The 12,854-nt window shown below is 68.3% G+C and carries 9 protein-coding genes; 5 read left to right on the top strand and 4 right to left on the bottom strand.

Going from position 1 to position 12,854, the window contains the following annotated elements; all coding sequences use genetic code 11:
• Window positions 1-25: 25 nt before the first annotated feature.
• Both VF536_RS11480 and VF536_RS11475 read right to left on the bottom strand, forming a co-directional pair.
• Window positions 26-2,047, bottom strand: a complete 2,022-nt coding sequence (locus VF536_RS11480) for a M13 family metallopeptidase (protein ID WP_331614977.1) — start codon at window positions 2,045-2,047, stop codon at window positions 26-28.
• A gap of 135 nt (window positions 2,048-2,182) precedes the next feature.
• Window positions 2,183-3,148, bottom strand: a complete 966-nt coding sequence (locus VF536_RS11475) for a DMT family transporter (RefSeq protein WP_331614976.1) — start codon at window positions 3,146-3,148, stop codon at window positions 2,183-2,185.
• 138 nt (window positions 3,149-3,286) lie between these two features.
• Here VF536_RS11475 and VF536_RS11470 point away from each other — a divergent pair, with 138 nt between their 5' ends.
• The 3 genes from VF536_RS11470 (at window position 3,287) to VF536_RS11460 (ending at window position 6,651) form a co-directional block, all read left to right on the top strand.
• The gene (locus VF536_RS11470; RefSeq protein WP_331614975.1) at window positions 3,287-4,165 is read left to right on the top strand and encodes a LysR family transcriptional regulator; all 879 of its coding nucleotides are present in this window, start codon (window positions 3,287-3,289) and stop codon (window positions 4,163-4,165) included.
• A 76-nt stretch (window positions 4,166-4,241) separates the two neighbouring features.
• Entirely contained in the window at window positions 4,242-5,042 is an 801-nt protein-coding gene (locus tag VF536_RS11465) for an enoyl-CoA hydratase-related protein (protein ID WP_331614974.1), read from the top strand.
• Window positions 5,043-5,100: 58 nt separating this feature from the next.
• Complete coding sequence (locus VF536_RS11460) at window positions 5,101-6,651, top strand: 3-hydroxyacyl-CoA dehydrogenase (protein WP_331614973.1); 1,551 nt, start codon at window positions 5,101-5,103, stop codon at window positions 6,649-6,651.
• A gap of 126 nt (window positions 6,652-6,777) precedes the next feature.
• Here the strand turns inward: VF536_RS11460 and VF536_RS11455 are convergent, their stop codons facing one another.
• Together VF536_RS11455 and pcaF are read right to left on the bottom strand one after the other, a co-directional pair.
• The gene (locus VF536_RS11455) at window positions 6,778-7,614 is read right to left on the bottom strand and encodes an IclR family transcriptional regulator domain-containing protein (protein ID WP_331614972.1); all 837 of its coding nucleotides are present in this window, start codon (window positions 7,612-7,614) and stop codon (window positions 6,778-6,780) included.
• 581 nt (window positions 7,615-8,195) lie between these two features.
• The gene (pcaF, locus tag VF536_RS11450) at window positions 8,196-9,395 is read right to left on the bottom strand and encodes a 3-oxoadipyl-CoA thiolase (protein ID WP_331614971.1); all 1,200 of its coding nucleotides are present in this window, start codon (window positions 9,393-9,395) and stop codon (window positions 8,196-8,198) included.
• 202 nt (window positions 9,396-9,597) lie between these two features.
• Here pcaF and VF536_RS11445 point away from each other — a divergent pair, with 202 nt between their 5' ends.
• Together VF536_RS11445 and VF536_RS11440 are read left to right on the top strand one after the other, a co-directional pair.
• Window positions 9,598-10,896 carry an HD-GYP domain-containing protein gene (locus tag VF536_RS11445; protein WP_331614970.1) on the top strand — a complete coding sequence of 433 codons (1,299 nt, stop codon included), beginning with the start codon at window positions 9,598-9,600 and terminating at the stop codon, window positions 10,894-10,896.
• On the top strand, window positions 10,893-12,854 hold a 1,962-nt coding region (locus VF536_RS11440; RefSeq protein WP_331614969.1), incomplete at its 3' end, for a putative bifunctional diguanylate cyclase/phosphodiesterase. The genes VF536_RS11445 and VF536_RS11440, both read left to right, overlap by 4 nt.

Below are 12,854 nucleotides of genomic sequence, written 5' to 3'. Positions count from 1 at the left end.
GCCGATTTGCTTTGCTGAGGTCTGATTACCAGATCCGGATGCGGTCCTCGCTGGACTTGAACATCTTGTCGCCCGGCTTGGTCTTGAAGGCCTCGTGGAAGCCATCATGGTTGACGGCGGCGCCGTTGGCACGGAACTCCGGCGGCGAGTGCGGATCAATGGTCAGCAGCTGCAGCTTGCGCTCGTCACGCGCCTTCTCGCGCCAGGCCTGCGACCAGCCCATGAAGAAGCGCTGCTCGCCCGTGTAGCCGTCGATCACCGGTGCCGGCTTGCCGCCCAGCGAGCGCAGGTAGGCCTTGTAGGCGATCTGCAGGCCGGACAGGTCGGCGATGTTCTCGCCCAGCGTCAGCTTGCCGTTCAGGTGCTTGCCGGCGATGGGCTCGTAGCCTTCGTACTGGGCGACCAGCTTGTTGCCGATGGCGTCGAAAGCCTTGCGGTCGTCGTCGGTCCACCAGTTGCGCAGTTTGCCGTCGCCGTCGAACTGGCTGCCCTGGTCGTCGAAACCGTGGCTGATCTCATGCCCGATCACCGCGCCGATGGCGCCGTAGTTCACCGCGTCGTCCGCCTTCGTGTTGTAGAAGGGCGGCTGCAGGATGGCGGCCGGGAAGACGATCTCGTTGAGCGTCGGGTTGTAGTACGCGTTGACCGTCTGCGGCGTCATCAGCCACTCGCGGCGGTCGACCGGCTTGCTGGCCTTGGCGGCCTGGCGCTTCCACTCGAAGACCGAGGCGCGCAGGTTGTTGCCCACCGGGTCGCCGGCCTTCACTTCCAGCGCGCCGTAGTCGCGCCAGACGTCGGGGTAGCCGATCTTCACCATGTACTTCGACAGCTTGTCCTGCGCCTGCGCCTTGGTCGCCGGCGTCATCCAGCTCAGCTTGTCGATGGACTCCTTGTACGAGGCCAGCAGGTTGTTGACCAGCTGCACCATGCGCGCCTTGTCGGCGGCCGGGAAGTGGCGCTTGACGTAGACCTCGCCGACGGCCTCGCCCAGCGCGCCGTTGACGTTGCCCACGGCCTGCTGCCAGCGCGGCTGCTGGCTCTTCGCGCCGGTCAGCGCCGCGCCGTGGAAGGCGAAGTGCGCGTCGCGGTAGGCCTTGGGCAGCGTCGAGGCGTTGGCGTCGATGGTGCGGAAGGTCAGGTACAGCTTGAGGTCGTCGAGGGACGCCTCGCCCAGGATCTTCGCGGCACCGGTCAGGTAGCTCGGCTGCGAGGCCGACAGCTTGTCCAGGCCCGGCAGCGAGGCGGCGGTGAAGAACGCGTTCCAGTCGAAGCCCGGTGCCTTCTGCGCCAGCTCGGCCGGCGTCATCGGGTTGTAGGTCTTCTGCGGGTCACGCAGCTCGACCTTGTCCCATTGCACCTGTGCCAGGCGCTCCTCGAGCGCCAGCACGCGCTGCGCGCTGCCGGCCGGATCGGCGATGCCGGCGGTCTTCGCGACCGTCTGCAGGTAGTCGACGTAGGCGCCCCGCGCCTTGCCCAGGCGCTCGTCGTCCTTCTTCAGGTAGTAGTCGCGGTCCGGCAGGCCCAGGCCGCCCTGCCAGGTCTGCAGGCGGTTGATGGTGGGGTCCTGGTAGTCGGCCTCGATGCCCAGCGGCACCGGCAGGTCGACGACGCCGGTCTGCGCGCCCAGCCAGGTGGCGAGCTGCTCGCGCGTCTGGATCGCGGCGATGCTGTCCAGCAGCGGCTTGATCGGCGCCAGGCCGGCCTTGTCGATCGCCGCGGTGTTCATGTAGGCGGCGTAGTAGTCGCCGATCTTCTGCTCGACGGTGCCGGCCTTGGCCTTCTTCTTCGAGAGGTCCTCGATGATGGCCCGCGCCCGCTTGTCGGAGAGATCCGCCAGCAGGTGGAAGGCGCCGTAGGAGGACTTGTCCGCGGGGATCTCGGTGGTCGAGAGCCAGTGGCCGTTGGCGGCGCGGAAGAGGTCGTCCTGCGGCCGGACCGACTTGTCGTAGCCCTTGAGGTCCAGGCCCGATTGCGGCGGTGCCGCCATCGCGAAGCCGCCCAGCTGCATCAGCAGGGCGAGGGTGGTGAGGCGGAGGGCATTCTTCATCGCAAGCAGCTCATGAGCGCGGGCCGGGCCCGACGAGGCCGCCAGCCTATGCCAGAAGACAGGCCCATGACAAAAGGCATGAGGCCGCCTGTGGCGCCCGTCGCACCGGGACTTTCCAGCTTGCCGGGAGGCGCATCAAGTGGCTGGGCAGCGCCCGCCGGCACCGGCCATCGCCCCGGCCTTTACCTCGGCTTTACCGGAGGCGGCAGTGGGCGACCGCGTGCTCAACGTGAGGGCCGCGATGACGAGCGCCGCGCCGATCCACTCCTGCATCGCCGGATGCTGACCCAGCGCGACGCTCATCAGCAGCGCGGACACGGGCACGCCGTTGAGGAACAGCGTCCCCCGCGACGCACCCAGCTGACGCACGCCGAAGTTGAAGGCGACGACCGCCGCGACCGTCGGCACGGCCGCGATGTAAACGAGGTGCGGCACGACGGGCGTGACGTCGGTCCACGCGGGCGCGGCGATCCATCCGCCCGCGGTCGCGACGAGGGCGAACGCCACCTGCCACGGCAGCGCCGCGATGGCGGTCAGGCCGGTGTATTCGAGCGGGCTGAGGTCCGGCACCTTCGCCGCACCGCGTGTGTAGAGCACCCAGCCGACGGTACCCAGCAGAGTGAGCGCGTCGCCCAGCAGCATGTGCGGCGGACCGTCGGTACGTCCGAGCACGCCGGAGACGAGGATGACGCCGCTCAGCGCCAGCACGGCCGCGCCGGCCACGGCGATTCCCGGCCGTTGGCCGTCGAGCAGCCAGCGCAGCAGGAGGGTCGTCATGGGCATCGTCGCCATCAGCACGGCGCCGTGCGAGGGCAGCGAGAGCTTGAGCCCTTCCAGCACCAGGATGCCGAAGAAGCCGTAACCCAGCACGCCGTAGCCCGTCAGCGTGCCCCAATGGGCGCGCAGCTTGGCCCAGGGGCGTTCGCCGAAGACAACGACGAGCAGCGTCATGCCGACACCCGCGAGCAGGTAGCGCACCGCCGTGAACCAGATCGGATCCAGGCGGCTGAGCACCGGCTTGCCGACAAGGAACAGGCTGCCCCACGAGATGGCCGCGAACAGCATCGCGACGGTGGCGGCATAGGGGTTGGAGAGGCTCATGACGGCCTTCGCTTTCGCATGACTTCGATGGAACGGAAGTCTGGGCGCCGCCCTTCGCGCGGTCCATGCGCATCTTTGGAACAGGCGTTTTGAGAATCTGAACGCCGCTTCCACGCCGGCTTGTCAGAATCCGGACCCATGGAGCTGTACCAGCTGAAGAGTTTTCTGGCCGTCGTGGCCGAACGCAACCTGACCCGCGCCGCGGAGAAGGTGTTCACCTCCGTGCCCGCCGTCAGCGCGCAGATCAAGGCGCTGGAGGAGGAGCTCGGCGTCCAGCTGTTCGAGCGCAGCTCGCGCGGCATGACGCTGACATCCGCCGGCGAGAAGCTCGCCGAGGAGGCCCGCCGCACGCTCGATGCCGCGCAGCGTCTGCGGCACGCCGCCGCACAGATCCGCGGCGACGTCCAAGGCGTGCTGCGCATGGGGACGGTCAGCGATCCGATCTCGCTGCGCCTGGGCGACGTGCTGGTCAAGCTGGCGGAGCGGCATCCCGGCATCGGCCTGCAGCTGATGCAGCGCCTGTCGCTGCAGAGCGTGCAGGCGCTGCGCCAGGGCGAGGTCGATTGCGCCTACGTGCTGCACGACAACGAGACGGCGGAAGGGCTCATCGTCAATCGCCTGCGACGCATGGAACTCGCGATCGCGGTACCGCGCCGATTCGCCGACCGCGAGTGGCCGGTGTCTCGGGATGCGCTGCTGTCGCTGCCCTGGATTGGCACGCCGGTGGTCTGCGGTCTGCGCGCCGCGGCCGAACGGCTGTTCCAGAGCGCCGGCCGCGAGCCACCGCACAGCCTGATGGCCGAAACCGAGTCCGCCGTGCGCGGCATGGTCGCGAGCGGGCTGGGGGCTGCGATTCTCCGGCTCGACCAGGCCCAGGCGGCCGCCGAGGCCGGCGAGCTGCGCATCTGGCCGCACTGGCAGGATGAGACCTGGTTGTGCTGGTTGCAGAAGGAAGGCCCCGAGGAACACGCGCTGACCGCCGTGCGGGAGCTGGTCGAGGAAGTCTGGCGGGACTGAGGGACCTGTCAGGGGATTCTTTTTCGACCGACCGGTCGGGCTGCGATACTCCGGCGATCACAACGGAGACTGCATCGTGGAGACCCTGCAGATATCGACCGACGCGCGTGGCGTGGCCCGCGTGACGATGAACCGGCCCGAGGTGTTCAACGCCTTTGATGAGGCCATGATCGCGGCGCTCGATGCCGCCTTCGAGCGCCTCGGCCAGGACCCGGCCGTGCGGATCGTGGTGCTGGAAGGGGCTGGCAAGGCCTTCAGCGCCGGTGCCGATCTCCAGTGGATGAAGCGTGCGTCCGAAGCGACGCAGGACTGGAACGTCGAGGATGCGCGCCGCTTCGCCGGCATGCTCGACCGCATCGCCCGCTGCCCGAAACCGACGATCGCGAAGGTCCACGGTGTTGCGCTGGGCGGCGGTGTCGGGCTGACGCTGGCCTGCGACATTGCCGTCGCCGCGGCCGGCGCGCAGTTTGCGGTCAGCGAGGCCCGTTTCGGCATCCTGCCGTCGGTGATCGGACCTTACGTGATCAACGCGGTCGGGCCGCGAGAGGCGCGTCGGCTCGCGCTGACCGCCAGCCGCATTCCCGCCGCCGAGGCGCTGCGGATCGGCATGCTGCATGAGGTCGTCGAGAGCGATGCGGCCGGCGGGCTCGACGGCGCCGTCGAGCGCTGGATCGCGGAGCTGCTGATGAACGGCCCGCAGGCGCAGGCGGAGATCAAGGCGCTGTTTGCGCAGCTCGAAGTCGGCCCCGTGACCGATGAGGTCCGCGAACTGACCGCGCAGACCATCGCTCGCGTGCGCATGGGCGCGGAGGCGAAGGAGGGCTTTGCCGCCTTCCTCGGCAAGCGGCCTGCGACCTGGGTGCCGCGCCCCGATTGACCAGCACCGGAACTTGAACCGGAACGAAAAGCGGAACGCGAAGCATACGGAGACAGCAATGACGGAATCGACTGGATCGACGGGATCCTGGCGCATCGCGACGGCACCGGCCGCGCAGGCGCAGGTGGCGGTGATCGGGGCGGGCGTGATGGGCGCGGGCATCGCACAGGTGGCGGCGCAGGCCGGCCACCCGGTCCGGCTGATGGACCTGCGCGAGGGCGCCGCGGCTGCGGCGATCGCGCAGATCGGCAAGGCGCTCGACGGTCTCGTGACCAAGGGCCGCATGGAAGCGGCGGAGCGCGAGGCGGTGATGAGCCGGCTCTCTCCGGCCGGCACGACTGCTGACCTGAAGGAAGCAGCGCTCGTGATCGAGGTGATCGTCGAGAAGCTCGAGCCCAAGCAGGCGTTGCTGCGCGAGCTCGACGCGCTGCTGGCGCCTGACGCGCTCATCGCCTCCAACACCTCGTCGATCAGCATCACCGCGCTGGCCAACGGCATGACGACGCCGCGCCGCCTGGTCGGCATGCACTTCTTCAATCCAGTGCCGCTGATGAAGCTGGTGGAGGTCGTGTGGGGCGCGGAGACGGATCCGTCCGCCGCGCAGGCGATCGAACAGCTGTCCCGGCGCTGGGGCAAGACGCCCGTCCATGCCAAGTCGACGCCGGGGTTCATCGTGAACCGCATCGCGCGGCCGTACTACGCCGAGACGCTCGCGCTGCTGCAGGAGCAGGCCGGCTCACCCGCGCAGTTGGACCGCGCGCTGCGCGGCGCCGGCTTCCGCATGGGACCGTGCGAGCTGATGGACCTGATCGGGCACGACACCAACTACCTGGTGACGCAGTCGGTGTTCGAGGCCAACTACGGCGACAAGCGTTATCAACCGTCGCTGGTGCAGAAGGCGTTGGTCGATGGCGGTCGACTGGGACGGAAGTCCGGCAAAGGCTTCTATGAAGGCGTGCCGACCTCGACCTCGACCTCGCCGACGTCGTCTGCGGAAAGCGCCACCGACGTGGACGTCGGTGCGGTCACGCTGGCGGGGCAGGGCGCGTTGGTCGAAAGCTTCGGCGCCTGGATGACGACGCGAGGCCTGGTGTTCGAGCGCGACACGGCGGCCGACTGGCACGGCCTCGCCATCGACGGTCTCCAGTTGCACTTCACGCGCGGCCGCAGCGCCGCGCAGCTGGCGCACGAGCGCCGTCAGCCTGGTCTGGCGGTGATCGACTGGCCGCTGGCGCCGGATCGCATCGACGGTCTGGCCATCGCCTTCGCCCCGCATGTAGCAGCCGCTCCGCAAGCACTCGCCGAAGCGCTGCTGCGTCGCCTCGGCTGGGAGCCGCTGGGGCTGCGCGACGTGCCGGGTCTTGCCGTCGCGCGGACGATCGCGATGCTGGTCAACGAAGGCGCCGACGCAGTCTGGCAAGGCGTCTGCGACGAGGCTGGTGCCGACACGGCGATGAAACTCGGCGTCAACTACCCGGCCGGGCCCTTCGAGTGGCTCGCGCTGCTCGGCGCGCCAGTCATCGTGGACGCGCTCGACGGACTGTTCGATGCGTACCGCAGCGAGCGTTACCGCGTTAGCCCGCTGCTGCGGCAGCGCCTCTGGGTCTGAGTCGCCGACCGGTCCGCGCCACTCGTCCGGATCAGAGGCCGGATCCCGATCCGGGCATGAAAAAAGCGACCCGCGGGTCGCTTTTCCGTTGTCGCCAGAGGGCTCCAGCGCTTTGCCTCGGAAGCCTCAGAGCAGCATGCGCAGGTGCGCTTGCGCCTGCAGCAGCGGGGGCAGGCAATGCTCGACCATCTGCTCCATGCTCATGCGGGTCGCGTGGACGCTGATGGCCATCGCGGCGACGGTGTCGCCCTTGTAATTCTTCAGCGGCACGGCCACCGAACGCAGGCCTTGCTCCAGCTCCTGGTCGATCAGCGCGTAACCCTGCGCGCGGGCGCGGGCGATCTCGATGCGCAGGCGTTCCGGATGCGTGATCGTGTGCGGGGTCAGCGCCGACAGTTCCTGGCGGGCGATGAAGGCGTCGACTTCCGCCTGCGGCTGCGCCGCCAGCAGCACGCGGCCGTTGCCGGTGCAGTAGGCCGGCACGCGGGTGCCCGGCTGCAGCGTCGGGGAGACCACGCGACCGGCGCTCGTCGCCGAGATGCAGATCACGTCGTTGCCGTCCAGCACGCCGGCCGACGAAGCTTCCTTCATCGCGTACGCCAGCTTGTGCAGCTCGGGTTCGATGATGCGCGGCAGACGGGCGGAGTGCATGTAGCTCTGGCCCAGGCGCAGCACCTTCGGGGTCAGCGCGAACATCTTGCGGTCCTGCGAGACGAAGCCCAGGTGGGTCAGCGTCAGCAGGTAGCGGCGGGCGGCCGCGCGGGTCAGGCCGGTGCGACCGGCGACCTCGCTGATGGTCAGTCTGGGGCGTTCCTGATCGAAGGCTTCGATCACGGCCAGACCCTTTTCCAGGCCGGCCACCAGGTCGCGCTTCAGCGGACCGGTACGGACTTCAGCATCAGGGGCGGGGACGACCGCTTGGATCGCGGTCAGTTCATCATCAAAGGCTCGTGCAGCGGACATGGCGGGGAGGGACGACGTGCGTTTGACGCCCAAATCTGCTGGGCGTAAGCAGGTGATGTCCACGACTATAGGGACAACCCTGTGAAGAATGTTTGCCAGGGCAAATGTTTTATCCGCAAATCGCACGCTTGTGCATCAATTTGGTGCATTTTCTGCGCAGAACGCCCCACCGCCTGACTCAGGCAGCGTGAAAGGGCGTTCAGCGGGAAAAAGGTGCGCGAAACCGCGGTCGGTGGTCGCTAAGCAGGCGGTCAATAGTCAGACATCATGCTTGTCACCGCATACCCTACATATATGAGCGGTATGCGCCATCAAACGAAGTCAGTATCACACGCGGTGTGCGATTGGCGCCTACGTGGTCCTACGTGCGCCCATGACTATTTCTTTGTCGCCCCCAACTTTTGGCTATGGGTCGCACCACCAGGGTCAGACCGCTCAGCGCTCCCGCGCTGCACCAAAATGAGGTCAGACAACCTGGGCGATTGCTGGAATCCTCAACTCGCTTCTGGCGTCCGGACGGCGGACGGACGCCGCCATGAACGAGGGACAAGGAGCCGGTCCGCGCCGGCCCCCCGGCAGGCTCAGACGCGCTCGACGACGACCGCGATGCCCTGGCCCACGCCGATGCACATGGTGCACAGCGCATACCGACCCTGGATGCGGTGGAGCTGATTGATCGCTGTCGTGACCAACCGGGCACCGCTGGCGCCGAGCGGATGGCCCAGCGCGATCGCGCCGCCGTTGGGGTTCACGCGCGGGTCGTCGTCGCGCAGGCCGAGATCGCGCAGTACCGCCAGCCCTTGGGCGGCGAAAGCTTCATTCAGCTCGATGACGTCCATCTGGTCCAGCGTCAGTCCGACTTGTGCCAGGACCTTGCGCGTCGCCGGCGCCGGGCCGATGCCCATGATGCGCGGAGCGACGCCGGCGGTCGCCATGCCCAGCACGCGGGCCCGCGGGGTCAGGCCGTGCCTGGCGATGGCCGCTTCGCCTGCCATCAGCAGCGCGCAGGCGCCGTCGTTGACGCCGGAGGCGTTGCCGGCGGTCACGCTGCCGTCCGCTCGGACCACGCCCTTGAGCTTGGCCAGCGCTTCCAGGCTGGTCTCCCGCGGATGCTCGTCCTGGCGCACGACGACCGCGTCGCCCTTCTTCTGGGGAATGGTGACGGGGCAGATCTCGGCGTCGAAGAAGCCGCTGCGCTGCGCAGCCAGCGCCTTGGTCTGGCTGGCCAGCGCCATGCGGTCCTGTGCTTCGCGCTGGATGCCGAAATCGACGGCGACGTTCTCCGCCGTCTCCGGCATCGCGTCCACGCCGTACTGCGCCTTCATCTTCGGATTGACGAAGCGCCAGCCGATGGTCGTGTCGTAGATCGCATTGGCGCGGGAGAAGGCGGACTCCGCCTTGGGCATGACGAAGGGCGCGCGGCTCATGCTCTCGACGCCGCCGGCGATCATCAACTGGGCCTCCCCGGCGCGAATCGCCCGGGCGGCGCTGCCGACGGCATCCATGCCGGAGCCGCACAACCGGTTCAAGGTCACCCCGGGCACGGCGATCGGCAGGCCGGCCAGCAGGGCGGACATGCGCGCGACATTGCGGTTGTCCTCGCCGGCCTGATTGGCGCAGCCGTACAGCACATCGTCGACCGCTTCCCAGTCGAGGGACGGGTGGCGCGCCATCAGGGCCCGGATAGGCACCGCTCCCAGATCGTCCGCGCGGATCGACGACAGCGCGCCGCCGTAACGCCCGAAAGGGGTGCGCTGCGCGTCGCAGATGAAGGCGTGCATGAAAAGTCTCCTGTATCTTTATGAGAATGCGAGGTTCGAGGGATCATAGGGGGGTGCAGGAATAACCTGTGACAAGTTGCACGGTCCCCCCGGGATCTTGCGCGACACCGTACGGTTGACGCGCTTTTGATTTAAGTTGCGCCCCTCCGCAGCCGAAGCTGCTGACGAGGGCGTCCGAACCGGGACGCGGAACTACAAGAAAATGAAGGACAGATCGGCCGACCCGCTCATCGATGTGAACCAGCTGAAAGTGGGGATGTTCATCCATCTCGACCTCGGCTGGATGTCGCATCCGTTTCCGCTCAGCAGTTTCAAGCTGAGCTCGGAAGAGCAGCTGCTGATCCTGCGCCGTCTGGGGCTGAAGCAGGTGCGCTGGAGTCCGGGCAAGAGCGATCTGCCGCTGGAGGCGACGCCGATGCCCGCCCCGGCTCCCGCCGCGGCCGTCGTCGAGGAGAACCGCAGCGCCGAGGACGAGGTGCGCGAACGCCATCGTCGCCTGCTGGCCGAGCAGCACGACGCGCTGCTGCTGTGCGAGCGCCAGTACGCCGAGGCCGCCACCGCCCTGCGTGACCTGATGGATCTCGTGCCGCGCGAGCCGACCGACGCGCGCGACCGGTCCTCCGCGCTGTCCCGCGCGCTGCTGGACAAGATGCTGGTCGAGGGCGACATCAACATCCGCCTGCTCAATGAAGGGGCGGGCGACCGCGGCACCGCGCACGCGCTGAATGTCGCCGTGATCGCCATGCTGCTGGGCCGCGCCTTCGGACTGGGGCGCGACGAGATGCTGGACTTGGGCCAGGGCGCGCTGCTGCACGACATCGGCAAGATGGATCTGACGGCGCGTTTCCGCCATCGCGACGACAGCTTCACCGCCGCCGAGGTGGCCGCCTATCAGCAGCACGTCGCCAGGGGCGTGGTGCTGGGACAGAAGATGGGCGTCGGCGCGGGGCCGCTGCTGATCATCGCGCAGCATCATGAACACGCCGACGGCAGCGGGTTCCCGCAGCGCCTGAATGCCGACCGCATGAGCATCGGCGCCCGCATCGTCGCGCTCGTGAACCGGTTCGACGGTCTGTGCAATCCGCTGCTCAGCTCCAAGGCGATGACGCCGCATGAGGCGCTGTCGCTGATGTTCGCCCAGGGGCGCAGCCGTTTCGACGCCACCATGCTCAACGCCTTCATCCGGATGATGGGCGTGTATCCGCCGGGCTCGGCGGTGCAACTGACCGACGACCGCTACGCGCTGGTCGTGGCGGTCAACTCGTCGCGTCCGCTCAAGCCCAAGGTCATGGTCCACGATCCCAAGGTGCCGCGCGACGAGGCCCTGGTGCTGAACCTGGAAGAGCTGCCCGACCTCGGCATCCGTCGCAGCGTCAAGCCGCAGCAGTTGCCGCGCGCCTCGCTGGACTACCTCAGCCCGCGCAGCCGCATCGCCTACTTCTTCGAGTCCGCTGGTCCGATGTCCCCGCCGTCCTCGCCCCCCGGGGAGATGGCTGCGTGACGCTCACGACCCGAGCCACCGCAGCGTCCGTCGCTGCGCTCAATCCTGCGTTCCTGCCGTTGATCGACGGTCTGCAGGAGGCGGTGTGGCTCGTCGATGCGCGCACGCATCAGGTGGTCGCGGTCAACCACGCATCGCAGCAACTGCTCGGACTGCAGGCCAAGGACCTGGTCGGAAGCAGCGTCGAATCGCTGGCCTCGACGCCGGAGGACGCGCTGTTCTGGATGGACGCCGCCATCGGCCGTCGCGAGAGCCTGCACACCGACACCATGATGCGCCACGCCGACGGGCGCATGCTGTGGATCTCCCGACGCATCAGCCATGTCGCGCAGGCCCAGGGCGACGGCCTGTGGCTGATCGCGATGCGCGACCAGACCCAGCAGCGTCAGCATGACGAGGAGCGCGAGACGCTGCTCGCAGAGCTGCGGGCCACGCTCGAATCGACCGCGGACGGCATCCTGGTCACGGACCTGGCCGGTCGGATCCGCAGCTTCAACCAGCGGCTGGCGTCGCTGTGGGGCATCCCGGAAGACCTGCTCAACGAGCGCAACGACGACGCGGTGCAGGCCTGGATGCGGCGCAGCGTCGTCGACGGCGCCGCCTATGCGATGCGGCTCGGAGCGATCCAGGAATCGCCGTTGCTGCACACCAGCGACAACCTCAAGCTGATCGACGGCCGCGTCCTCGAGCGCGTGTCGCTGCCGCAGTGGAGCCGGGGTCGGCCGATCGGTCGGGTGTATTCGTTCCGCGACCTCAGCGAGAAGCTGGCCGCGCACCAGCGCATCGAGGAGCTGTCGCACAACGACATGCTCACCGGTCTGCCGAACCGCCGCGCGCTGATGGAGCGCGTCGACTACGCGCAGGCGATGGCCCGTCGCGAGACGACGCCGTTTGCGCTGCTCAACGTCGATCTCGACCGTTTCAAGCAGATCAACGACACGCTGGGCCACTCTTATGGCGACCGCGTGCTGAAGGAAGTCGCGCTGCGGCTGAAGGAATCGCTGCGCGAGGTCGACACCGTCGCGCGGCTCGACGGCGATGAATTCGCGCTGCTGGTCCACCAGGCCGACGCCCGCGGCGCGGAACACGCGGCGCGCCGGGTCCAGGAGGCGATGTCGAGGCCCTTCTGCTTCGACACGCTGAGCTTCACCGTCACCTGCAGCATCGGCATCGCGCTGTTCCCCGGCGACGGCGCCAGCGCCGAGGAGCTGCTGGCCAGCGCGGAGCGCGCGATGCACTGGGTCAAGGAGAGCGGGCGCAGCGCGTTCCGTTTCCATCAGCCGCGCAAGGACGTGGACCTGTTGTCGCGCATGCGGCTGGACCACGCGATGCGCCAGGCGCTGCAGGAACATGAATTCCGGCTGCACTTCCAGCCGCAGGTCTCGCTGGAAACCGGCGACCTCGTCGGCGCCGAGGCGCTGATCCGCTGGCGCGACCCGCTGCGCGGCGACGTCCCGCCGTCCGAGTTCATCCCCGTGGCCGAGGAGAGCGGCTTCATCGTCTCGATCGGCCAGTGGGTGCTGCAGCAGGCGGTGGCGCAGGCCGCCGCCTGGCTCCAGAAGGGGCTGCGCGTGCCGGTGGCGGTCAACGTGTCGGCGCTGCAGTTCCAGCAGACGCAGTTCGTCGAGCAGGTCGCGCAGGCCTTGCGTGCCTACGATCTGCCGCCGTCGCTGCTGGAGCTCGAACTGACCGAGTCCGTGCTGTTGCGGGACGCCGAGGAAGCCTTGCACCGCATGGAGGCGCTGTCGGAGCTGGGCGTGCTGATGTCGATCGATGACTTCGGCACCGGCTATTCGAGCCTGGGCTATCTGAAGCGGTTCCCGATCCAGCGGCTCAAGATCGACCGGAGCTTCGTCCACGGATTGCCGGGCGACGCCAGCGACGCCGGCATCGTCAACGCGATCGTGCAGATGGGTCGCGCCCTCAACTTGAAGGTCATCGCCGAGGGCGTCGAGACC

The sequence above is a fragment of the Roseateles sp. genome (assembly GCF_036486225.1).
Lineage (GTDB): Bacteria > Pseudomonadota > Gammaproteobacteria > Burkholderiales > Burkholderiaceae_C > Roseateles.
The sequence above is the reverse complement of the archived record's forward strand: the minus strand, read 5'-3'. Positions and strand labels throughout refer to the sequence as shown.